Source organism: Flavobacterium coralii (genome assembly GCF_019891545.1).
Classification (GTDB): domain Bacteria; phylum Bacteroidota; class Bacteroidia; order Flavobacteriales; family Flavobacteriaceae; genus Flavobacterium; species Flavobacterium coralii.
The window spans coordinates 94485-115334 of record NZ_JAHDIU010000004.1 but is presented as its reverse complement, the minus strand read 5'-3'; the positions used below and the strand labels follow the sequence as shown (position 1 = coordinate 115334).

General features: G+C 40.8%; 30 protein-coding genes and 1 tRNA gene. 13 read left to right on the top strand and 18 right to left on the bottom strand.

Features of this window, described 5'->3' with window-relative positions; translation table 11 throughout:
- Nucleotides 1–21: 21 nt before the first annotated feature.
- The 3 genes from KJK34_RS07895 to KJK34_RS07885 all read right to left on the bottom strand — a co-directional run bounded on the left by KJK34_RS07895 (nucleotide 22) and on the right by KJK34_RS07885 (nucleotide 1459).
- Nucleotides 22–516 carry a DUF5004 domain-containing protein gene (locus KJK34_RS07895; protein WP_223053324.1) on the bottom strand — a complete coding sequence of 165 codons (495 nt, stop codon included), beginning with the start codon at nucleotides 514–516 and terminating at the stop codon, nucleotides 22–24.
- A 93-nt stretch (nucleotides 517–609) separates the two neighbouring features.
- Nucleotides 610–1083, bottom strand: a complete 474-nt coding sequence (locus KJK34_RS07890; RefSeq protein WP_223053323.1) for a hypothetical protein — start codon at nucleotides 1081–1083, stop codon at nucleotides 610–612.
- A gap of 208 nt (nucleotides 1084–1291) precedes the next feature.
- Nucleotides 1292–1459, bottom strand: coding sequence for a hypothetical protein (locus KJK34_RS07885; RefSeq protein WP_223053322.1), 168 nt, complete (start codon nucleotides 1457–1459; stop codon nucleotides 1292–1294).
- A gap of 195 nt (nucleotides 1460–1654) precedes the next feature.
- Here KJK34_RS07885 and KJK34_RS07880 point away from each other — a divergent pair, with 195 nt between their 5' ends.
- The 5 genes from KJK34_RS07880 to KJK34_RS07860 all read left to right on the top strand — a co-directional run bounded on the left by KJK34_RS07880 (nucleotide 1655) and on the right by KJK34_RS07860 (nucleotide 6179).
- Nucleotides 1655–2191: an AAA family ATPase gene (locus KJK34_RS07880; protein ID WP_223053321.1), complete on the top strand. Its 537-nt coding sequence runs from the start codon at nucleotides 1655–1657 to the stop codon at nucleotides 2189–2191.
- Nucleotides 2192–2198: 7 nt separating this feature from the next.
- A complete protein-coding gene (locus KJK34_RS07875; protein ID WP_223053320.1) occupies nucleotides 2199–4091 on the top strand; it encodes a RecQ family ATP-dependent DNA helicase in 1893 nt (630 codons plus the stop codon).
- Nucleotides 4091–5038, top strand: a complete 948-nt coding sequence (gene fmt / locus KJK34_RS07870) for a methionyl-tRNA formyltransferase (protein WP_223053319.1) — start codon at nucleotides 4091–4093, stop codon at nucleotides 5036–5038. The genes KJK34_RS07875 and fmt overlap by 1 nt, the downstream gene beginning before the upstream one ends.
- Before the next feature lie 187 nt (nucleotides 5039–5225).
- Nucleotides 5226–5504, top strand: a complete 279-nt coding sequence (locus tag KJK34_RS07865; protein ID WP_223053318.1) for an HU family DNA-binding protein — start codon at nucleotides 5226–5228, stop codon at nucleotides 5502–5504.
- A gap of 114 nt (nucleotides 5505–5618) precedes the next feature.
- On the top strand, nucleotides 5619–6179 hold the full coding sequence (locus tag KJK34_RS07860; RefSeq protein WP_223053317.1) for a YqgE/AlgH family protein: 561 nt from the start codon (nucleotides 5619–5621) through the stop codon (nucleotides 6177–6179).
- Here the strand turns inward: KJK34_RS07860 and KJK34_RS07855 are convergent.
- Together KJK34_RS07855 and KJK34_RS07850 are read right to left on the bottom strand one after the other, a co-directional pair.
- A complete protein-coding gene (locus tag KJK34_RS07855) occupies nucleotides 6171–7019 on the bottom strand; it encodes an aminotransferase class IV (RefSeq protein ID WP_223053316.1) in 849 nt (282 codons plus the stop codon). The two genes, KJK34_RS07860 and KJK34_RS07855, sit on opposite strands and share 9 nt — an antisense overlap.
- Before the next feature lie 54 nt (nucleotides 7020–7073).
- Complete coding sequence (locus KJK34_RS07850; protein ID WP_223053315.1) at nucleotides 7074–7466, bottom strand: START-like domain-containing protein; 393 nt, start codon at nucleotides 7464–7466, stop codon at nucleotides 7074–7076.
- A 151-nt stretch (nucleotides 7467–7617) separates the two neighbouring features.
- Between KJK34_RS07850 and KJK34_RS07845 the strand changes: the two genes are divergently transcribed.
- Nucleotides 7618–7691, top strand: a tRNA-Met gene (locus KJK34_RS07845).
- Between the two features lie 55 nt (nucleotides 7692–7746).
- On the opposite strand, the gene KJK34_RS07840 is transcribed toward KJK34_RS07845, so the two are convergent.
- The 5 genes from KJK34_RS07840 to KJK34_RS07820 all read right to left on the bottom strand — a co-directional run bounded on the left by KJK34_RS07840 (nucleotide 7747) and on the right by KJK34_RS07820 (nucleotide 11236).
- Nucleotides 7747–8643, bottom strand: a complete 897-nt coding sequence (locus KJK34_RS07840; protein WP_223053314.1) for a hypothetical protein — start codon at nucleotides 8641–8643, stop codon at nucleotides 7747–7749.
- Between the two features lie 111 nt (nucleotides 8644–8754).
- Nucleotides 8755–8994, bottom strand: coding sequence for a hypothetical protein (locus KJK34_RS07835; protein ID WP_223053313.1), 240 nt, complete (start codon nucleotides 8992–8994; stop codon nucleotides 8755–8757).
- 9 nt (nucleotides 8995–9003) lie between these two features.
- Complete coding sequence (locus KJK34_RS07830) at nucleotides 9004–9228, bottom strand: hypothetical protein (protein WP_223053312.1); 225 nt, start codon at nucleotides 9226–9228, stop codon at nucleotides 9004–9006.
- 157 nt (nucleotides 9229–9385) lie between these two features.
- Complete coding sequence (locus KJK34_RS07825) at nucleotides 9386–10327, bottom strand: 1-phosphofructokinase family hexose kinase (RefSeq protein WP_223053311.1); 942 nt, start codon at nucleotides 10325–10327, stop codon at nucleotides 9386–9388.
- Nucleotides 10328–10351: 24 nt separating this feature from the next.
- Nucleotides 10352–11236 (bottom strand): SDR family oxidoreductase, encoded by an 885-nt coding sequence (locus KJK34_RS07820; protein ID WP_223053310.1) that lies wholly within the window; start codon nucleotides 11234–11236, stop codon nucleotides 10352–10354.
- A 168-nt stretch (nucleotides 11237–11404) separates the two neighbouring features.
- Between KJK34_RS07820 and KJK34_RS07815 the strand changes: the two genes are divergently transcribed.
- From KJK34_RS07815 to KJK34_RS07795, 5 genes are all read left to right on the top strand, one after another.
- A complete protein-coding gene (locus tag KJK34_RS07815) occupies nucleotides 11405–11953 on the top strand; it encodes an HD domain-containing protein (RefSeq protein WP_223053309.1) in 549 nt (182 codons plus the stop codon).
- A gap of 73 nt (nucleotides 11954–12026) precedes the next feature.
- Nucleotides 12027–12398, top strand: a complete 372-nt coding sequence (locus tag KJK34_RS07810) for a nuclear transport factor 2 family protein (RefSeq protein ID WP_223053308.1) — start codon at nucleotides 12027–12029, stop codon at nucleotides 12396–12398.
- Between the two features lie 85 nt (nucleotides 12399–12483).
- A complete protein-coding gene (locus KJK34_RS07805; RefSeq protein WP_223053307.1) occupies nucleotides 12484–13182 on the top strand; it encodes an HAD family hydrolase in 699 nt (232 codons plus the stop codon).
- Nucleotides 13183–13257: 75 nt separating this feature from the next.
- Entirely contained in the window at nucleotides 13258–13872 is a 615-nt protein-coding gene (locus KJK34_RS07800) for an N-acetylmuramoyl-L-alanine amidase (protein ID WP_223053306.1), read from the top strand.
- Nucleotides 13865–14302: a DUF6526 family protein gene (locus tag KJK34_RS07795; RefSeq protein ID WP_223053305.1), complete on the top strand. Its 438-nt coding sequence runs from the start codon at nucleotides 13865–13867 to the stop codon at nucleotides 14300–14302. The genes KJK34_RS07800 and KJK34_RS07795 overlap by 8 nt, the downstream gene beginning before the upstream one ends.
- Before the next feature lie 90 nt (nucleotides 14303–14392).
- On the opposite strand, the gene KJK34_RS07790 is transcribed toward KJK34_RS07795, so the two are convergent.
- Both KJK34_RS07790 and KJK34_RS07785 read right to left on the bottom strand, forming a co-directional pair.
- Complete coding sequence (locus KJK34_RS07790; protein ID WP_223053304.1) at nucleotides 14393–14803, bottom strand: hypothetical protein; 411 nt, start codon at nucleotides 14801–14803, stop codon at nucleotides 14393–14395.
- Nucleotides 14804–14825: 22 nt separating this feature from the next.
- Complete coding sequence (locus tag KJK34_RS07785; protein ID WP_223053303.1) at nucleotides 14826–14966, bottom strand: hypothetical protein; 141 nt, start codon at nucleotides 14964–14966, stop codon at nucleotides 14826–14828.
- A gap of 244 nt (nucleotides 14967–15210) precedes the next feature.
- Between KJK34_RS07785 and KJK34_RS07780 the strand changes: the two genes are divergently transcribed.
- A complete protein-coding gene (locus KJK34_RS07780; protein WP_223053302.1) occupies nucleotides 15211–15750 on the top strand; it encodes a YceI family protein in 540 nt (179 codons plus the stop codon).
- Between the two features lie 64 nt (nucleotides 15751–15814).
- On the opposite strand, the gene KJK34_RS07775 is transcribed toward KJK34_RS07780, so the two are convergent.
- Genes KJK34_RS07775 through KJK34_RS07765 form a run of 3 tightly spaced genes read right to left on the bottom strand, consistent with a single transcriptional unit; the run spans nucleotide 15815 to nucleotide 17019 of the window.
- Nucleotides 15815–16225, bottom strand: a complete 411-nt coding sequence (locus tag KJK34_RS07775; RefSeq protein WP_223053301.1) for a hypothetical protein — start codon at nucleotides 16223–16225, stop codon at nucleotides 15815–15817.
- 25 nt (nucleotides 16226–16250) lie between these two features.
- On the bottom strand, nucleotides 16251–16760 hold the full coding sequence (locus KJK34_RS07770; protein WP_223053300.1) for a hypothetical protein: 510 nt from the start codon (nucleotides 16758–16760) through the stop codon (nucleotides 16251–16253).
- A gap of 1 nt (nucleotide 16761) precedes the next feature.
- Nucleotides 16762–17019, bottom strand: a complete 258-nt coding sequence (locus tag KJK34_RS07765; RefSeq protein WP_223053299.1) for a hypothetical protein — start codon at nucleotides 17017–17019, stop codon at nucleotides 16762–16764.
- 172 nt (nucleotides 17020–17191) lie between these two features.
- Here KJK34_RS07765 and KJK34_RS07760 point away from each other — a divergent pair, with 172 nt between their 5' ends.
- Nucleotides 17192–17842 carry a hypothetical protein gene (locus tag KJK34_RS07760; RefSeq protein ID WP_223053298.1) on the top strand — a complete coding sequence of 217 codons (651 nt, stop codon included), beginning with the start codon at nucleotides 17192–17194 and terminating at the stop codon, nucleotides 17840–17842.
- Here the strand turns inward: KJK34_RS07760 and KJK34_RS07755 are convergent.
- Genes KJK34_RS07755 through KJK34_RS07745 form a run of 3 tightly spaced genes read right to left on the bottom strand, consistent with a single transcriptional unit; the run spans nucleotide 17839 to nucleotide 20815 of the window.
- Complete coding sequence (locus KJK34_RS07755; protein WP_223053297.1) at nucleotides 17839–18630, bottom strand: ABC transporter ATP-binding protein; 792 nt, start codon at nucleotides 18628–18630, stop codon at nucleotides 17839–17841. The genes KJK34_RS07760 and KJK34_RS07755 overlap by 4 nt on opposite strands.
- A gap of 4 nt (nucleotides 18631–18634) precedes the next feature.
- Nucleotides 18635–19648: an iron chelate uptake ABC transporter family permease subunit gene (locus KJK34_RS07750; RefSeq protein WP_223053296.1), complete on the bottom strand. Its 1014-nt coding sequence runs from the start codon at nucleotides 19646–19648 to the stop codon at nucleotides 18635–18637.
- Nucleotides 19649–19675: 27 nt separating this feature from the next.
- Nucleotides 19676–20815 carry an ABC transporter substrate-binding protein gene (locus KJK34_RS07745; protein ID WP_223053295.1) on the bottom strand — a complete coding sequence of 380 codons (1140 nt, stop codon included), beginning with the start codon at nucleotides 20813–20815 and terminating at the stop codon, nucleotides 19676–19678.
- Nucleotides 20816–20850: the final 35 nt, after the last annotated feature.

Below are 20850 nucleotides of genomic sequence, written 5' to 3'. Positions count from 1 at the left end.
TTGTAAGTATCGTTTATTCGCCTATTCTTTGGTATAGGTTAATATGACTGTACCGGTCCTGTACACGGGTTCATCATTTTCATCCCTGTCCGGGTACGGATAATTTTCATATATAATCACAAGTTCATTGTTGTTAATGGTGTAGGTGTCTTCCAGGTTAGGTTCTATCAGCATATTGGTGGTTGTAACCTGCCCGTCCTCTTCATTCCAGGTGCCTTCGCCCATTTCGGTATCACAACCTGTCTCTGAAACAAACAACACATAATTGTATTCCGATGTATAGGTATTGTCGTCATTAAGTGTTATGTATGAGTCAAGAAAACACGTTGCTTCATCCATTAGTTCCTGCGAGGCAACTTCATCCATATTGTAGTCCACCGCTGTTGGAGCCATTACAGAAGTAAGGTTATAAGTTCCGGCTAAGTCAGAATCGGAGTTGTTGCTGTTATTATCGTCATCATCAGAACACGATGCCAGCATGCCTGCCAGCATCAGGAAAGGTAAAAGTTTTTTCATTTTCATGGCTTTCTTAATTAAGGGTTTCTACTCAAAGTTAAGGCTTTGCAAAGCAAAAGCCGTATTGCTTAACACTTAATTAACCGCCATATGTTATTTCAGCTTGCCTCTTGCGGAAGCGGCACTGTTATACCTTATCTTATCCTGCTTCAGTATTTCGCCGTTAACGTAAAAAATAAAATCTTCCGCAATTTTTCTGTCCTTTTCTTTTACCTTTAAATTAATGGTTTCGTTATTTTTCCTAAGATCCAGCATTATGCTGTATGCAGTGATTTTTATCCTGAACGCAAAATAAAGCACAACTGCGCCTGCAGCCACAACCATAACTGTACTCGCCATGGTTTTCATGTATAGCGCGGCAACCACTAATATAGCGAGCCCTGCCGCAAGCAGTATAATATTGTATGTATAAATGTCAGATGCATACAGGCGTATTTTGTTAATGTTGCCCAGGTCTATTTCAATATCATCTTTGGGCATATGGAGCTGTAGCCTGTTGCCGAAAACCTTGCCATACGGATAATTAGTAGTACCCGGTAGAGATGAGGGGGAATTAGTAATTTTCATACAAGGTTTTTAAGTCGGTTTACTATTGCAAAATTATAATTTATAAATACTTCTTGTATCAATCCATTGAGAATTGTTTATGTTCAGATATTAAATTTTTGTCTTAGTAAATCTGAGTTCTCAGGCTTTTTGTTTATTATATGTTCAAATCTTAAAAACATAAAAGCTGCCTTGCGGGGCAGCTTTAGGGTTTTGGCTTCTGTAATTATTAATTGAACGTATTATAGAGGCCAAAACCTACTATAAATGCTACCACACAGGCAACAATAATTTCAAGGTTTTTAATAATTGTATCTTTCTTAGAAAAAGCTGCATAACTTTTAAATCGCTTTTTCTTCCTTAGGTCAAGTGTAATGTCAGGTGTGTTATTTTTCATAGCTGCAATAATTTATTGTTTAAAAATAATACATTTTCAATAAACAGCTTTAAACTTTAACAGTTTTGTTTAATCGGTGCTGATTTGATGAATATTATATTTCACAGCTGTTAATAAACACAGTTGTGTTAAGATTTTTTTGCAGGTTTTTTATTATACTATGTTTCTTTACTTTTGCCTTTTGATTGTAGTATTGTGGCAAAAGATATTGTAGTTATTATTGGCGGGCCCGGATCGGGTAAAACCACGTTGCTGGAAAGGCTTGAAGAAAAAGGCTATACCTGCTATCCTGAAATATCGAGAGAGGTAACCCTTGAAGCACGCAGGCAGGGCATAGAGCAGCTTTTTCTTGAAAAACCGTTGCTGTTTAGCGAACTTTTACTGGAAGGCAGAAAAAAGCAGTATCATGCAGCGCAGCAGGATGACAGCGATATTGTTTTTATAGACAGGGGGCTGCCTGATGTTTTGGCCTATATGCACTATATAGGAGATGCTTACCCTGCTTTTTTTGATGAAGCCTGCCGCAACCATAAATACACAAAAATATTCTTCCTGCCTCCCTGGAAGGAAATTTATATTGCAGATGAGGCCCGTTATGAAACCTTTGAACAGGCTGAGCTGATTGCCGGGCATCTGCTGGAAACCTACAGGCAATATGGCTACACTATAACAGAAGTGCCAAAAGACACACCTGATAACAGAATTCTTTATATCTTGGGGCAGCTATCATAACTACTTTATGCTACAACCTCAGGATGTCCTAAAAAAATACTGGAACCACGAAAGCTTCAGGGAGCCGCAGGAGCAAATAATTCGTTCTGTGCTTGCCGGCAACGATACTTTTGCCCTTATGCCAACAGGCGGGGGTAAGTCGGTGTGCTTTCAGGTGCCGGCCATGATGCAGGAGGGTTTGTGTCTTGTCATTTCTCCGCTTATTGCGCTTATGAAAGACCAGGTGGAGAACCTTTCCAAACGCAATATAAAAGCAATAGCCCTTACCGGCAGCCTGAGCACGGATGAAATAAGTGACAAGCTGGATAACTGCAAGTATGGTGATTATAAGTTTTTATACCTTTCGCCTGAGCGTTTGCAGCAGGAATGGATAACTGAAAGGATAAAGGAATTACCGATAAACCTTGTGGCAATAGATGAGGCGCATTGTGTGTCGCAATGGGGGCACGACTTTCGCCCGGCATACCTTAAAATTGCAGCACTGAAAAAGTTGCTGCCTAATGTTCCTTTTCTGGCATTAACGGCCTCGGCTACAAAAAGGGTACAGCAGGATATAACAGAACAGCTTGGTTTGGTGAATCCCGCTGTATTCAGGAAATCTTTTGCGAGGGAAAATCTTGCCTACATGGTTTTTGAAACTGAAGACAAGCTGCACCGCATCAGTAAAATACTTGATAAAAACCCTGAGCCTTCTATTATATATGTGCGCAACCGCAAATCCTGCCATGAAACCGCGAACCAGTTGCAGCAGTTAGGCTATAGTGCCACTTTTTATCATGGAGGGCTCCGCGAAAAAGAAAAAGAGCATAATATGCGCCTCTGGATGCAGGAAAAGGTGCAGGTAATGGTAGCTACCAATGCCTTTGGTATGGGCATAGACAAAGCAAACGTAAAAACTGTTATACATATACAGCTTCCGGAAAATCTTGAAAATTATTACCAAGAGGCCGGCCGTGCAGGCCGTAACGGCGATAAAGCTTATAGTGTTTTGCTGGTAAACCCTTCTGATGTTGCGGTTACCAAAAGCCAGTTTATAGATGTATTGCCTGATAAGAAGTTCCTGAAGGAGGTATATGCAAAACTTAATAATTACCTGCAGATAGCCTACGGGGAGGGGATAGGTATTACTTATTCGTTTAACCTTAATGATTTTTGCAGGGTGTATAATTTTCCTGTGGTTAAAGCATATAATGTATTGCAGTTCCTCGACAGGCAGGGAGTACTTACACTCAGTAAGGAGTTCAGCGAAAGCATAACATTGCAGTTTTTGGTGCCAAGCAAAGAAGTAATACGTTATATAAGCCTTAATCCTGCCGATGAAGAAATGCTGCTGGCTATACTTAGAAATTATCCTGGAGTGTTTGATATGGAAACTTCGATAAACAGTTCGCTTATCATGCGTAAGTCAGGCAAAAGTGAACAGGAATTGCTTACTATGCTGCAAAAATTACAGCAAAAGGAGATTATAAGTTTCAGGAGTAGCGGGAGCGACAGCAGCATTACGTTTAATGAAGTGAGGGAAGATGAACACACTATAAGCCGGATTGCAAAATACCTTGAAAAGCAGAATGAAATTAAAATTAAACAATTTGATGCTGTAATTCATTATATAACCAATACTGAGTGCTGCAAAAGCAGGCTGCTGCTGAGCTATTTTGATGAAGCAGACAGCAAAGATTGCGGTATATGCTCTTATTGTGTTTCGGCAAAGAGGCCTGCATTACAACCACGCGAAGCTGCCGAAGCTGTAATGAAGCTTTTGCAGGCAGCGCCGTATGATTCAAGGGAAATAGAAGATAAATTAGGATTTACAGCTAAAGAAACAGTTTACATACTGCAACTCCTGCTGGAAAACGAGAAGATAACAATAAACCCGAATAACCAATACATTTTAAAGTAATGGAAAAACTAAGGATAGTATTTATGGGTACCCCCGATTTTGCCGTGGGCATACTCGACGCGATATACCAGAACAATTATGATATAGCAGCTGTGATAACGGCACCTGATAAGCCTGCTGGCCGCGGGCAAAAGGTTAAATATTCGGCGGTAAAAGAATATGCACTGCAAAAAGGGTTAGCTCTTTTACAACCTACAAACTTAAAAGACGAAACTTTTTTAGAAGCACTAAAATCGCTTAATGCAAACCTGCAGGTGGTTGTTGCTTTCCGAATGTTGCCTGAGGCTGTATGGAAAATGCCTAAACTGGGTACTTTTAACCTGCATGCATCTTTATTACCCCAGTATCGTGGTGCAGCGCCTATAAACTGGGCTATCATCAACGGGGAGACTATAACAGGCGTCACTACCTTCTTTATTGATGATAAAATAGATACGGGTGCTATAATACTGAAGGAAGAAACAGACATATATCCTGATGAAACAGCAGGAGGGCTGCACGACAGGCTCATGCACCTTGGGGTAGATGCTGTTTTAAAAACGCTGACACTTATAGCTGCGGGTAACACACAAACTACTGTTCAGCCGCTTGACGAGGTTGTAAAGACAGCCTATAAACTCAACAGAGATAATTGCAGAATAAACTGGAGTGCTGCGGGTATAGAAATTTATAACCTTATACGCGGTTTAAGCCCTTATCCCGCAGCCTGGACATTTATTGTAGATAATGGTCAGGAATGGAACGTAAAGGTATATGAAGCAGCTTTTCTGGAAGAACAGCACGATAAGGTAGTTGGCAGCATTAACTGTGAAGCACGTAAAATTAAGGTAGCAGTTTCTGACGGTTTTATTGATTTAAGAGTATTACAGTTTCCGGGGAAGAAAAAAATGACTGCTCAGGAATTACTGAATGGCTTAAAATTATCCGATAATGCTTCTGTAAAATAGCCTGAAAATACTACTGTTAACAAAATTTTATAAAATGCAAGCGTTGTTGTTAACATTGTTGTAAAAGTTATTAACAATTAAATTGAAATAGTTGCAAAACACTTGTATAATATGGATTTCCTATTAAATTTGTAGGACAGGATATGTAAAAACAAAATTTTAAACCAAACAATTAATAACAATTATTATGAACAAATCAGAATTAATCGACGCAATGGCTGCCGACGCAGGAATATCTAAAGGTGCAGCAAAGAAAGCTTTAGAATCTTTCATCAGCAATGTAGGCAATGCGTTAAACGAAGGTAAGAGAGTTTCTCTTGTAGGTTTTGGTTCATGGTCTGTTTCTGAAAGGGCTGCAAGAGAAGGCAGGAACCCGCAAACAGGCGGTACTATTAATATTGCTGCTAAAAATGTGGTAAAATTTAAGCCGGGCGCAGAGCTTGACGGTGCTGTTAACAAAAAGTAATTAACCGCAACCAGTATAGTAAGCCTCTCAATCGAGAGGCTTTTTTATTAAAAAGTTATAAAATATTTTGGGAGTGTGCATTTTTTAACTAAATTTATTTCAAATTGCATGCCTATGATTTCAACTAAACCGAAAAAAGGCCACTTGCTGATAGCAGAGCCTTCAACCATAGGGGACATATCTTTTAACAGGTCTGTTGTATTGCTTGCAGATCATAATGCAGAAGGTTCTGTGGGGTTTATACTTAACAAACCGCTTGGTTTTACCATACACGACCTTATACCCGAAATAGACAGCGACTTTAAAATTTATAACGGTGGTCCGGTAGAGCAGGACAACCTGTATTTTATACACAATATACCCGACCTTATTCCGGGTAGTATAGAAATATCTAACGGTATATACTGGGGCGGCGATTTTGAATCTGCTAAAGAGCTTATGAACCAGGGGCTGATTAAAAAGAGCAACATCAGGTTCTTTTTAGGCTATACCGGTTGGGATGCCCACCAGCTTGAAGACGAGCTTGAGGTTAATTCCTGGATTATTTCTGAAAACAAATACAGGAATAAGATTATAGGCAAATCCAGTAATTCATTCTGGAAAGAGCGTATTATGGAGTTGGGCGGTGAGTACCTGATATGGTCTAATGCGCCGGAGAACCCTACGTTAAACTAAACCTCCAAGCCTTATTTTTGCGTTAAGTTTTTTAAGTAGTGCCGATGCTGTAGCGTTGGCATATTCTTTTTTGCGGTAACGTGTTACCGGCTGTATCCCCTTAATAACATTAGTAATAAACAATTCGTCAGCCTTCTGTAGCTCAAATGGTGATACAGAGCGTTCCTCAACTTCTAAACCTTCTGTTTTGCGTGCCAGCACCAGTACCTGCTTGCGCATTATGCCGTTAAGGCACCCGTCTGAAACCGGCGGTGTTACCAGCTTATTCCCGCTAACCATAAACAGGTTGCCGTTTAATGCTTCGGTGATATTTTTTTCGTCATTAAGCAGCAGGCAGTTGTTCAGCCCGTTCTCTTCTGCATATATACTGCCGGTTATTTGTACTGCTTTATTAGTACTTTTAAGGGTAGAGAGTAGTTGTTTGGTTACATAAAAATCTTTAAAGAGGTCAACTTCATACTCGTTATCAGTAAAAGAGTAAATAGCATCGGGTAAAGCGTCAGCGGTAATGATAAATTCAGCATTATTGTTGGTAGGCAGGTAATAGCCCCCCTGTTTCCTGAAAAAACTGAGCCTTGCCCTTGCCGAAGATGATATGTTGAGTGCATCAGTAAGCTCAAGAACTTTTTTCTCCATATACTCCATTGTAAAGTGCATGGGTATCTCCATTCGCAGTATGCGCATAGACGCCATTAGGCGGAAATAATGGTCTTCGGCAAACAGTACCCTGCCATCCAGTATCTTAAAGGTTTCAAACACGGCATCGCCATATAAAAAAGCCCTGTTTTGGTGTATGCTGATATCTGTGTTTTGGGTAAGGTTGCCGTTATAACTAATCATAAAAAAGCCCTGAATTTTATTCAGGGCAAATATAAAGGTAATAACGCTTATATCCTAAACAGAGCCTAACACATGCTTAAGGTCGGCTACCTGGTTTTCCCAAAGCTGCTTTGCTTCCTGTATGTCGTTTTGCTCGGCAAAATCAACCACCATTAACGAAACATCTTTCGTAATTTCATCAACCAGTATCCTTAGCTCAAAAAAGTACTCACTGTCTTTATTGTTCTCATCAACCCAACGGAATTTTACCCTTTCGCCAGATTTTTTAGAAGCCATGCGGGCACGCTCTTCAGAGTCGTCCCAAATAAAGGTAAAGTACTCTCCGCGTGAGTTTACGTTATCGGCAAACCACTCAGAAAGCCCTGACGGGGTAGATATATATTGGTAAAGAAGCTGAGGTGAGGAAGTTATAGGGAATTCCAGTTCATATTTTACTTTTTCGTCCATCGGTCTGTATAATTTTCGCGAAATATATAATATTTAACACTTATAAAAAAACATTTGGGTAAATATATTTTTAAGAGAAAATATATTTGCGAACATTAAATAATGTTATATATTTGCACCCGCATTGAAATACTAACAATGCACCATTATTGGCGAGGTAGCTCAGTCGGTTAGAGCGCAGGATTCATAACCCTGAGGTCACGGGTTCAACTCCCGTCTTCGCTACGAAAAAGGTAAAATCCCGTAACATGATTGTTGCGGGATTTTTTTATGAATATAATTAATCATCTGTTCCTGTAATATTTTCGAGAAGTTTGTCGTTAAAGTTTTTATACATGTAAGTTTTTTTTAGCTCATTCATTTCAAAAATACCACCTAAATGATTAATATATAAATAGTAACGAAACTCATCATATGTCATGCCAAGCGATTCTCCATGTTCTTTTACTGCTTTAACTATAGCTATATCATTAATAAGAAAAGTTACCGCTTCCTTATTATTTGTTTCTATAAAATTTCTTACTAAGTCAGAAAAATCATTTGAAGCATCTTTTGAATTAATTACATAATTTTTTATAGTCTCTAATCCTTCTAATATTTGACTAGGCTTTGTAAAATAATTAGAAGATATATTTTTTACGCTAACGTTATAACTATTAGAAGTTAGTATGTATTCAAAATATTCTTTAACAATTTTAGAATCTGAATAATATAGATATTGAGTTAATGCATAAAATTGCTGTTCATTCAATTTATTTGATTTAGCAATGTTTACAATTCTATATAATTTATCTTCTGGTATAGAGTCATATAGGTTTAATTGTAAATAATATAAACCTTTATTTTGATTTTGAACATTATCTGATTCCAAATTGTTAATAGCATATTTCATGTCTTCAGTATGTTTGTCATTAAAATATTCTATGATTTTCCCATCCATTGTATTTTCTAAGTTATCAATGGCTTCCTCAGAAGGTTTTATACCAAATAAATAAATAGCAAAAGTTGATATAAATGCCAATATACCTAACAACCAACCGGCAACAGTATATGCTGTACTGAATGAAGAGATAGTTGCATTTTGATTATTTATTGTATCGGTAGCTTGAATGATTCTATTTTCAAGTACTTTAATTATATATTCTTGTTTCTTTATTATTTCTTGTTCAGTGTTCATAATTAGTTGGATTTAAGTACTAAACTACAAAAAAAATCTAAATGTTAAATATTTGCTAAACAAAAAAGCCACACCTGTACAGGTGCGGCTTTTAAACCAATTAATTACAATTTACGAAGCTACGGCAGGTAAAACCATAACCTGGTTTCGCCTTACATCGCCGTGGGTATCTTCGGTTATTTTAGTGCCCAGCACTTCAACCGGCCTGAATATCATCAGCTCGTTTTCGTTAAAAAACTCTGCTGCAATAACATCATAGTCATCAGGGTGCAGTATAATGGTTTCATATTCAGATAGGTTGTGCTCCAGTATGTACTCCTGCAGCATATCGAGGCAAATGTGACGTCTCATAATATCAGGTTAGTTAAATTTAACTTCAAGTACGTCAATCTCATCCTCGCTAATCTCATCGTTGTTATCGGCAATAATATTGATGCCAGATACACAAAGCGACTTTGCTTTTTTAGCGCTGTTTGCCACCAGCTTGTCAAAGTTAGACGGGTGAAGCATCAGCATAACATTATCGGTAAGTGCGTTGGCAAGGATAAATTTTTTGATTGTGGCAAGGTCTATGTTCTTTTTCATGACAGTACTTTATTAAAGGTTAGTGATACAAAGATGGTTGTTATACCTTTAAAATTTTTGTAACGTATTGCCAATAAAAGATTAAAATTCTTTAAGAAATTGCCTGTTAACCTGCACATGCATTATATACACCCAAAATAGCTGAATTTCCGGCAGTTTAACCTTTGTGTTTTGAAAGCCAGTTGTAAAGCCTTTCGGCATCTTCCTTTTTAAACAACCCTGTACCGGGGTTCATAGTTGCTGCCGAACCGCACGCAACGCCCATGCGCGCCATTTGCACCGGCGTACCGCCTTGCGCCAGCACCGAAACCATGCCCGCCACCATGCTGTCGCCCGCGCCAACGGTACTCAGCTTTTTTACAGATGGCGCTGCTATGTGTATGGTTTCATCCTGAGTAACAAGGTATGCGCCCTGCGGCCCCATAGATACCACCACAACTTCAGCCTTGCCGGCGATTACAAGCTCTTTGGCGGCATCATCGGCGGTTTCGTTATCCAGGTATTCTTTGTTGGCAATCCTGCTTAGTTCGCCAATATTCGGCTTCAGGAGGTAAACACCTTCTTCCAGCGCGGCGGTTAATGCCTCGCCTGATGTATCTGCCACTACTTTACTGCCTTTACCTTTTGCCAGCTTAACCAACTTTTTAATGTAACCGGGTTCCATTCCCGGGGGCAGGCTGCCGCTTATTACGACCACATCCGGAAAAGGAGTAACATCATTTATAGTATCTAAGATTAGTTGTGCCTCATCTTCAGATAGTGCTTCGCCCGGCATACCAAAACGGTACTGCTCGTTGTTGGAGGTATCTACCACAATAAAATTTTCGCGGGTTTCAGCAGCAACGTTAACGGGAAGTGTAGTAACATTTTCTTCTTTAAGCAGTTTTTGCAGTAATTCGCCTGTGCGCCCGCCCGAGGTGAACAATGCGGTTGTATCAATTCCCAGCCTTACCAGCCCGCGTGATACATTAATGCCGCCACCGCCGGGTTCATATTTTGGCTTTTCGCAACGCAGTTTCTTTTCGGGCTTTATGTTTGCCACGCTGCTGCTTTTATCTACAGTAGGGTTAAGGGTTATGGTTAAAACGTTGGGGTTCATTAAAAGTATGTTGTTTAGTAGTTGCTATTCTTTGTTCTTTTTTGCTTTAATCATGGCTTCCAGCATATCCCACATATCTTCGGGTATTGCTTCCAGCAGGTTAAACTGCCCTGCACCTTTAAGCCATTCGCCGCCGTCTATAGTGATAACCTCTCCGTTTACATAAGCCGAAAAATCAGAAACCAGGTAGGCGGCAAGGTTTGCCAGCTCCTGGTGGTCACCCACACGCTTTAAGGGAACTTTCTTGGCAAGGTCAAACTTTTCTTTAAGGTCGCCCGGCAGCAGCCTGTCCCATGCGCCCTTAGTAGGGAAGGGGCCCGGTGCTATCGCGTTACTGCGTATGCCATATTTTGCCCATTCAACCGCAAGGCTGCGCGTCATGGCAAGCACACCTGCTTTAGCTGTAGCACTTGGCACTACATAGGCAGAGCCTGTCCAGGCATAGGTAGTTACTATATTCAATATCGCAGACGATTCTTGTTTGATATCTATCCAGTGCTTTCCAAAGGCAAGGGTGCAGTTTTTAGAGCCTTTCAGCACTATGTCTATAATCGTGTCAAACGCATTGGCAGAAAGGCGCTCTGTGGGGCTTATAAAGTTTCCTGCGGCATTATTAAGCAGTACATCGGCTTTACCATAGTGGCTTAATACCTCCTGCAGCATTTTTTCCACTTCATCATAATGGCGCACATCACACTGCACGGCAAGGCACTGCCCGCCTGTTTCGGCTTCAAGCTCTTTGGCTGTAGCCTGTAGTTTTTCAAGGTCGCGAGAGGTAATGGCCGTTTTTGCGCCAAGTTCCATAAAATATTTTGTCATCGACTTGCCGAGGCCGCTGCCGCCACCGGTTATAACTATAACTTTATCTTTTAAAGCATCTTCACGAAGCATTTTTGCAGTATAATTCATAATGGTATGTAGTGATTGATTTACTGTAAATGTAAGGAATATTTTTACAGGCTTTGGACAGTAAGGTTTAATATGATGTTAATCATGCTAAAGTATTCCTAATCAAATAGCATGACAATAACAGGAGGTTTAATTTTAAGTGTGTGAATTTTTTACCTTCGTAATTCTATGACAAAAGAAGAAATACTACATATAATACGCGACTATGCCGATGATGCCCACGGTAACCAGATGCGCAAGTACACGCCAGAAAGATATATAGTACATCCTGTCAGGGTTATGGAAACGCTGCGAGGTTATACCGACAGGCTGCCTCTGCTTGCAGCAGCTTTGCTGCATGATGTTTTAGAAGATACTCCGGTAAAACCTCCGCAAATGCTTGAGTTTTTGAAAGGTGTAATGAATGAAGATGAAGCTGAGGAAACCCTGAAGTTAGTTATAGAGATGACAGACGAATTTGTAAAAGAGGCTTATCCTAAACTAAACAGGAAGCAGCGCAAGCAACTGGAGCTTGAGCGGATAGCTTTAACAGGTGCAGATGCTCAGACCATTAAGTATGCCGATATTATAGATAACGCGATTGACATTACTGCCAACGACCGAAATTTTGCACCACGCTACCTTAAAGAGGTATCGGGTATACTCAAAGTGGCAGATAAAGGCAATGCTGAGCTTTATGCTAAAGCGATGCAGGTTGTAAAAGATAATTTACGTTAACTATTAGCTTTAATTTAGGATTTGTTTGTGAAGGAAATTCCTTAATTTGGTTGCATTAAATCAATCATCAATTATGGATACTAATCAACAAATTGAATTACTGGAGAACCGCTTAATAGAGGCAATGAAAGCAAGTGATGTTGCCACGCTTGATGCTCTCATTTCAGATGAACTTATTTTTACCGGCCATTACGGCGACCTTTTTTCTAAGGAGGCAGATATTAATGCACACCGCGAAGGCAACATTACGATATATGATATTGTAGTTTCCGAACAACAAATCAAGGCATACGATGATGTTGTAATAGTTTCGGTTAAAAAAGAGATAAGCGGCAGTTTTTTTGGTGATACCGAAGTAGGCCTGTACCGTTTTACCCGCGTATGGAAACAATTAGGCGGCGAATGGAAAGTAATAGCGGCACACAGCACCCAGATTGTACGCTAAATACTGTTATTATAAATCTATTAACATTTACCAGGCGGGGTGGCTGCCTTTTGTTTAGTAGATTTGTAAATAAATTCGCTATTTAATGGATATAAAAGTAATTGCGTTTGACGCTGACGATACACTCTTTATCAACGAACCCTATTTTGAGGAAACCGAGAAGAAGTTTTGCGGGATTATGGAAGCCTATCTTTCGCACCAGAGCCTTTCTCAAGAGCTGTTCAGGACACAGATAAACAACCTTCCGCTTTATGGCTACGGCATAAAAGGATATGTATTGAGCATGATAGAAACTGCTGTAAAGGTTTCTAACGGTACCGTAAGCGTTAAGTGTATCGAAATGATAACTGAGCTGGGCAAAGAACTGATACAAAAGCCTATCGTGCTGCTGGAAGGGGTAGAGGAGACATTAAAAGCTTTACAGCCGCATTATAAACTGGTTGTGGCAACAAAAGGCGACCTTAAAGACCAGCAACGCAAGCTGCACAACAGCGGACTTGGGCATTATTTTCACCATATAGAAGTAATGTCAGATAAAAAAGAGATAGATTACCTTAAACTCATTAAACGCCTAGATATAGCGCCGCAGGAGTTTTACATGGTTGGAAATTCATTGCGTTCTGATGTGCTGCCGGTGCTCGAAATTGGCGGCTATGCCTGCCATGTGCCTTTTCATACTACCTGGGCACACGAAATGGTAGAGCACAATGTAGAGCATGAAAACATGAGCGAGATAGCTAATATTACAGAGCTTTTACCGCTTTTATTGCCAAAGAGTGCATAGGCTCTATACTAATGCAGTAGTGTTTTGAGTTAACATAATAAACACTCTACCATTATTAATATAAACCAACTAATCATGAAAACACTGTCAAGGCTATTTATTGTAGTTTTTTTAGTAGCGGGCTTTGCGGCAGCTGCTCAGCAAACTAAAAAATTTACCGTGCTTATTGATGTTGCCCATGGGGGTAAAGACACAGGCGTACAGATTGACGGGCAAACCGAGAAAGACCTAACTGCCAGTATTGCTGCAGAACTTAAAGCTGTAAGTGGCGAAGATATAGCAATATATTTTACCCGCGAAGAAGATAAGTTTGTCACCCTGCAGGAACGTGTGGCTGCTATAAATAACTTAAAGCCGGACATGGTTTTATCACTGCACCTCAATGGTACACCTAATAAAGAAAAGTATGGCATGGAGTTTTTCGTGCCGGAAGATAACTCAGCTATTCATTCGCAGTCACGCATATATGCAGATTTGCTTTCTGTACACTTTGCTAAAAAGAATTATACAGTTACAGGAGTTAAAGAAGCGCCTATGTATATACTTAAGCATTCGCAGTATCCGGTAGTGCTTTGCGAGCTGGGTTACCTTACCAATGCTAACGACCGCACTTATCTTACCAATACACAAAAACAAAAAGAAATTGCTGCAACACTTCTTGATTTTATAAAACAGGTTAAAAATGGCTAAACAAAATTATAAGAACCATATACGGTTCTATCCGCCACATCATTTTGTATTCTATCCGCTGATGCTGCTGTTTGTAATTGCGGTGGCCTATTTTGCATCGAAGGCAGATGATGATAAACAAATATGGATATTTACAGGAATGCTGGGTATGGCAGTAATATGGCTATCGTTCATGTTGCGCCAGCATTATGCGCTAACGCTGCAAAACAGGCTGGTACTGCTGGAGCTGCGTTACCGCTATTTCGTTACAACGGGTACGCGTTTAGAGCCTCTTGAAGAAAAACTCACGCAGGGGCAATTGTTTGCACTCCGCTTCGCACCGGATGATGAACTGCCTGCTCTTGTAGAGCGTGCTGTACAAGAGAACCTTTCGGCAGATGCCATTAAAAAAGCAATTAAAAACTGGTATCCTGACCACAGGAGGGTTTAAAATCAGGAAAGCATAAAAAGCAAAAGCGTGATAAAGAATATCCTTATCACGCTTTTTATTTGAATTAGGTTCGGAACTTATATGAAATTCTTACTCTAACTCTTCTCTGTTCCTGCGGTCATTTTCCTGGCCGTATTTGTTTTGCTCTTCGTCATTATAACGGCCCTGCAGCACATCGTCGTCCTGTTGCTCTTCCTGTATGGTGCGTTGGGTCATATCTTTGGCATTCCAGTCGTTATCTTTAGTGCCGTCATTTGTGGTGTTGGCTTCTTTTTTAGCTTCCCACGTGTCTTCATCTTCATTAAAAGTCCTTGAATCTGCATCGCGCGAATCTTCAACTTTTCTTTCCTGCCCGCGGTAATTGTCTTTATCCATGGCAGGGTCATTAAGGCCGTTGCCCTTGTTGCTCATTCCATACGGCTCGTGGTTGCCAAGGTGGCCTGTGTTTTCATTCGGTTCTGTGCCGTTGCCATTGTTGTTGCGGTTATTATCAGTTTCCATAATATGTTTTTTACGTGTTATATTAGTCCTTTTGCGATGGTTTAGGATAGGCTTCTTTGCCTGACGAATCTTTTTTATCAGTTTTCTTTGCAAGCTTAGAAGCTGCCGAATCCCTTTCGCTTGATACCTTTGGTGCGGGGGTTTGTTTTTTTTCTTCAGACATGATTGTAATGTTTTATGTTTTGCATTATAAAGTTCATCATTACATACCATGAAATGAACTCATTTAACGTTGCCTGTTAAAGGAAATGTTATAAATGTGAAGATGTGCAGCGCTATTGCCTGTAAAATGGCTGATTATCTAAAAGCAATGATTTGTTGGTTATGTACTTTTAACAAATAATTGATACAGTCGGTTTTGCAGTAATGCCTTACATGCTGTAAATTAGTAGGATAAATTTTATACTATGGCTTCAAAACATTGGGAGATAGATCCTGCACATTCCGAAATACAATTTAAAATACGCCACCTGCTTATTTCTAATATTTCCGGCGCATTTAATGTCTTTTCAGGCACTATGGTAACGCCTGTACACGATGATTTTAAAGATGCTTATTTTACGCTGAAGATAGATGTGTACAGTATAGATACTAATAATGAGGACAGGGATGAGCACTTAAAATCGGATGATTTTTTTAATGCCGACGCCTATCCTGAAATCACGTTTCTGTCAACACAATTTACACATTTAGATGGTGATAAATACAAGCTTACGGGAGATTTGACCATAAAAGGCACTACCAAACAGGTAACCTTTGATGTGTTATTCGGTGGGCAGGCAAAAGATGGCTTTGGTATAAACCGTGCCGGATTTGAAATTAACGGCGTTATTGACCGTAATGATTTTGACATTCATCCTGCCGAAGCAGCCGAGGCAAGCGGTATAATACTGGGCGAAGAGATAAAGCTGCATGCCAATATACAATATACCAACAAGCCCGAATAAAAAAATACCATCCTGCAATGGCGCGTTGCCGGCAGGATGGTAATTACAATTGGCGGTATTGGTTTTACTCTCCAAAGTGTGTGTTGCCACGCACTTTTTTATTATCCGGGTGGTCAGCAGGGTAACGCTCCTCATCAATATCTGAATTGAAGTCGCGGTTTTCCGCCGTTTCCATATCTTCTGCTTCGTTTGCCGTGCCTCTATTCTTGTCAACAGCTCTTCCGTTACCGTTTTCAGCACGGTCAGATTCTGTTACAGGTACAGCTCTTTTCTCATCCACATCACGGGCACGCGCTGTTGTTTCGGTTTCACCTTCCTCATTCTTCTCCAGTTCCTGCTTCATTTTGTCCTGGCTGGGGTCATAGTTTTTTGGTAGGTTTTCACCGCTAAAGCCTTCATTTTTAGGGCTTTGCTTTTCTTCGTTATTTATTTTTTTAGAACCTAAATCTTTAGGGTCGTCAGTTCCGGTTACCATATTGTTATCTTTTGTTAGTTAGTACTTATCGGTAATTCATTATAAAATCATAATGCGAGTTTACTATATCATTTACCGTATCTTCAAGTGTTTCATCAAGCGTATTATACCCTTCTTTCAGTTTACCTTCAGATGTAAAATAATCCGGCAGCTTATATTCAAGCAGTACATCATCAAGATAAATTTCAGTTACGTTAAAAGATGCCTTGTAGCTTGTGCGGTTAAACTCGAAACGGATATCATATTTAATTTTATGGTAAAAATTTTCACCACGGTTGCCGTAATTAAAGGCATTCCTTTTATATGCTGTTATAGTTATCCCGCTTTCGCTTACATTACTTGCATCGCTGCCTTCCTGTGTACGGTTATATTCTATAGCCCAGTTTTTGGTTAACGAAATAAGCTTTTCGTTAGATGTTTCCGGTATTTCAACAGTTACCGCATCAAAGCCGTTTGGCGTTAATGTAAGCCTTGGCGGTTGTGCATGCAGCATGCCTGCCACCAAAAAGCAGGTTATACCAATAAGCAGTTTCATGTTATACTTTTTTTAAAGCCTTTTCAAACTCGTCTTTAATCCTGCCGGTCGAAACAAGAAATGGCTTTTTACTTATGCTGATGGTAATATCATCTCCAACAATTTTATAAGAGCCTTCAAACTTGCCAACAGGTGTACTGCCTTCAAAACTGCCCTGCTGCTCATCGCCTGCCAGTTTACCTTTATCGCCTATAGTGCTTTTTATCTTGTTTAACAGCCCGGCTTTGTCGCCCGGGTATTTTATCGTGAACTGATCCATGTAAATGTGTTTTTGTTACTTGTAAATTTAGCGATAACCCTTTGCAAAAGTTGTTTAGCTTTTGTTAAAGCCTTTAGGTGTTTTGTTTAATAATGTTAAAATACACATAAGTAGGTATTTCACAGTGCTTTGTATTTAGATACATTTGAATTGGAACTCTAAATGTATAACTATGAAATCAATCAGTACTTATTTAAAAATGGCAGCGTTGGTATTTTTTGCCACGCTTGCTTTTGGTTGTGATGAGGAAGACCCCTCAGAAACCTTTAACCATGATGATACAAGCAATTATTACGGCGACTGGAAGCGCAGTAACATGGAATCGTATGTTCGTTTTGAATCTTCTACAGCTATTACCTGTGTGGGTGGGCAGGAAACGTTTGGGACTTTTAACGCATCAGAACCTTCTATGACATTTGTTGTGGGTGGGGAAACCATAAAATTTCCGCTTCAGTTTGATGGTGACAGTATGCTGGTAGGTGTTCCCGACCAGGCCATTGATACCCACAATGCACAGGTATATTACCGCAGCGATAACTTTCCGTGCGATGGCGGCGGGGGTGGCGGAAGCGGCACCGGAAATGTAATGTTCTGGATATCGTCTGATTTTGGGTGCGGCAATATTTCGGTAACGGTTAACGGATATGGCGGAGCTATTACCGGATATTATAATTCGTCACCAGATTGCGGTGCATCGGGTGCAGCCAATTTTACCCTGCCTGCCGGCAGCTATAACTTTACCGCAAGCTGCTCGGGCTATAGCTGGGACGGCACAGTTACCGTTTCGGAAGATTCGTGCTATAAAATGCAGCTAACCCTTTAACCGGGGTTAATGATAAAGCCGCCTTTTGCATAGTCAAAGTATATGCTTTTGTCAGTAAAAAGGCGGTTAAAAATATCCATTTCCCTAAGCAGGGCAGGGGTATTTTGTATCACATCCTCGCTAGTCATTACAATTACCTCATCGCTTAATTGCAATGCCAGGTCTAAATCATGGGTAGAATATAAAATGCTTTTGCCTGTTTTTTCGGTAAGCTGTTTTAAAAGCTTAAGCAGGCTTACTTTATGCAGCAAATCAAGATGTGTGGTAGGCTCGTCAAGCACAATAAGCGGAGTATCTTGTGCAAGTGCGCGTGCTATGAGCACTTTCTGTAACTGCCCGTCGCTTATTTCATAATGTTTCTTATCTGCAAGGTGTTCCAGTTGCACCATTTGCAATGCCTCATTTGTTTTAGCAATGTCCTCTTCAGCCATTATGCCCAACCAGTTGGTATAAGGCTGTCTGCCCAGTGCAGTAAGCTCAAAAACCGAAAGGTTGCTTGGCGGCAATGCTTCGGTTAAAACTATGCTGAGTTTTTGTGCAAGTGCTTTGGCAGAGTAGCTGCTGATGTTTTTTCCATTAAGCATTACCTCGCCCTGTAAAGGCTTTTGTATGCCTGTAAGCGTGCGCAGCAATGTAGATTTGCCGATACCGTTAGCACCGATAAGCGCGGTAAGGCTGCCTTTTTTAAGCTGTACCGATACATTGTTTGCGACAGCGGTAACTTCTTTGCCGTTGCGGTAGCCAATGCTTATACTGTTAGCCGATAAAATTGTAACTTCCTCTTTCATAGCCCTACGAATAACTTTTGTTGCGTTTTCTCAGTAAAAGCCATATTACCACAGGCGCCCCTACTATAGATGTTACTGCATTTATTGGTAGCGTAAGGTCACTGCCCGGCAACTGGGTTACTATATCACAAACCAACAGCACTATAGCACCGGATAACAGCGTAGCCCAAAACAACACGATGTGATTGCTGGTACGGAAAGCGAGTTTCGCCATGTGTGGCACTGCAAGCCCTATAAATGCCACAGGCCCCGCGAAAGCCGTAACAGAACCTGCCAGTATGCTCGTGGCAAGTATTATGATAAAGCGCGCCCTGCCAAAATTGATGCCCATGCTCTTGGCATAGCGCTCGCCAAGCAGCAGCGCATTCAGGGGCTTTATACAGGTGGCGGCAAGCAATATGCCTATTGTGCAGGCAACGGCAAGTATGGCAATATTTTCCCAGGAGAGGCTGCCCAGGCTGCCCATAGCCCAAAACGTGAATTTTTGCAGTTGCTGTGCCGTACTAAAGTAGGTAAGCACACCAACTATTGCACTGGTAAAGCTGCCAAACATCAGCCCCACTATAAGTATTGCCATAGTATCACGCAGGCGTGCGGCTACTGCAAGCACGGCAAGCAACACCAAAAAGCTACCCAGCATAGAAGCCGCCACAGTACCGTATGAGGAAAGGAAAAAATCTTTTACTATTATTGGCAAAAAACCTGCGCCCAAAATAACAAAAGCAACACCAAGACTGGCACCGGAACTTAACCCCAGCACATAAGGTCCGGCAAGCGGGTTACGGAAAAGGGTTTGCATAAGCAGGCCGCTTAAAGATAGCCCCATACCTGCCAAAACAGCCGTTATAGCTTTCGGCAATCTGTAGTTTAGTATGATAAACTCCCAGGTGGCTTTGCCGGCACCCTTGCCTGAAAGTGTGTTTACCACATCGTTGAATGGAATGTTAACCGAACCCAGGCTAAGGTTAAGCACAAACAGCAGGACAAGAGCGGCTGTGAGCACACCAAACAAAATCATATATTTTTTGCCCGCCTGCAAATGATATTATTTTAGCTTTTCGAAGAATTGCAGTTCATAATCAGGTAACAGCCCCGGATGGAGTATCTTAACAAGGTCTTTCAGTACAAGGTCGGGGCGGTTTGGTGCAAGCTCATAATAAATAACGCCGCCGGTTGCGCCTTTCCTGCTGCTAAAGGAATAAACCTCACCATTCTTATACGCTTTAAATTCAGTATAATGTGGGTTATCATCCGCCATTTCCTGTAACGACGTAAACTGTCCCGGCCCAATCCAGTAGTCGGCATTATGTGCTTTTTCCAGTACACTTTCAAAAGAAAGGGTGTGGCTGCCTGTGCCGTTGGTATCGCTCCAAAGGTAGCTGGCGTGGGCATCTTTTATAAAAAGGGCAGCCCAGCTTCCGCCTTGCGGCAGGTACCAATGGTCCTGATACATGGCACCACTTAAAACAGTAGGTTTATTGGTGGCTTTCGCTGCAAGCGCAAGCGCGGCTTTATAATCGGTTTCTATCTTACTAAAAATGCTGTCAGCCTCTTTTTGTTTGCCGTAGAGTTCACCAAAAAATTTTATCCATTCGGCCTTGCCAAGCGGCGATTGCTCTGTCCAGTCGCCGTTATACAAAACAGTAATGCCACTTTGTTGCAGAATATCCATTGTTTTGTTATCGCTGCTTATGCTAAAACCCACAACTACATCAGGGGAGAGGTCTATCATTACTTCTGTGTTCATCCTTTCGTTAGCACCCGTTTCGCGTACTTTGCCCGCATCTATAAGCACCCTCGTTTTTTCGGAAGAAATATAATCAGTACCCGGAAAACCAATTAATGAATTTTCCTCTCCAAGCATCTCTAAAGAGGGTATATGTGTGGTTGAGGTTACCACCACGCGCTCAACAGGTACCTGCACTGTAGTATAGCTTTTAAGGCTGTCGGGCACGGTTGCGCCTTTTTGCTTCAGCACATAGGTAAAACCTTCTTTGGCTTCGGGCCAGGGCTTGGTTACCTTCACAACTGAATAATCATCATACCTGTAAATAGCCAGCCCGCTTGCGTAACTTATGCTGTTACCTGCTTTATTGGGCGCAGCTTTTGTACTTTGCTGTTCGTTTTTACAGCCATAAAGCAATGCAATAATAACAACGGAAAGTATGCTAATGTAGTTTTTCATAAAAAATATTGGCAGTTGCAAAGGTATAAATTAAA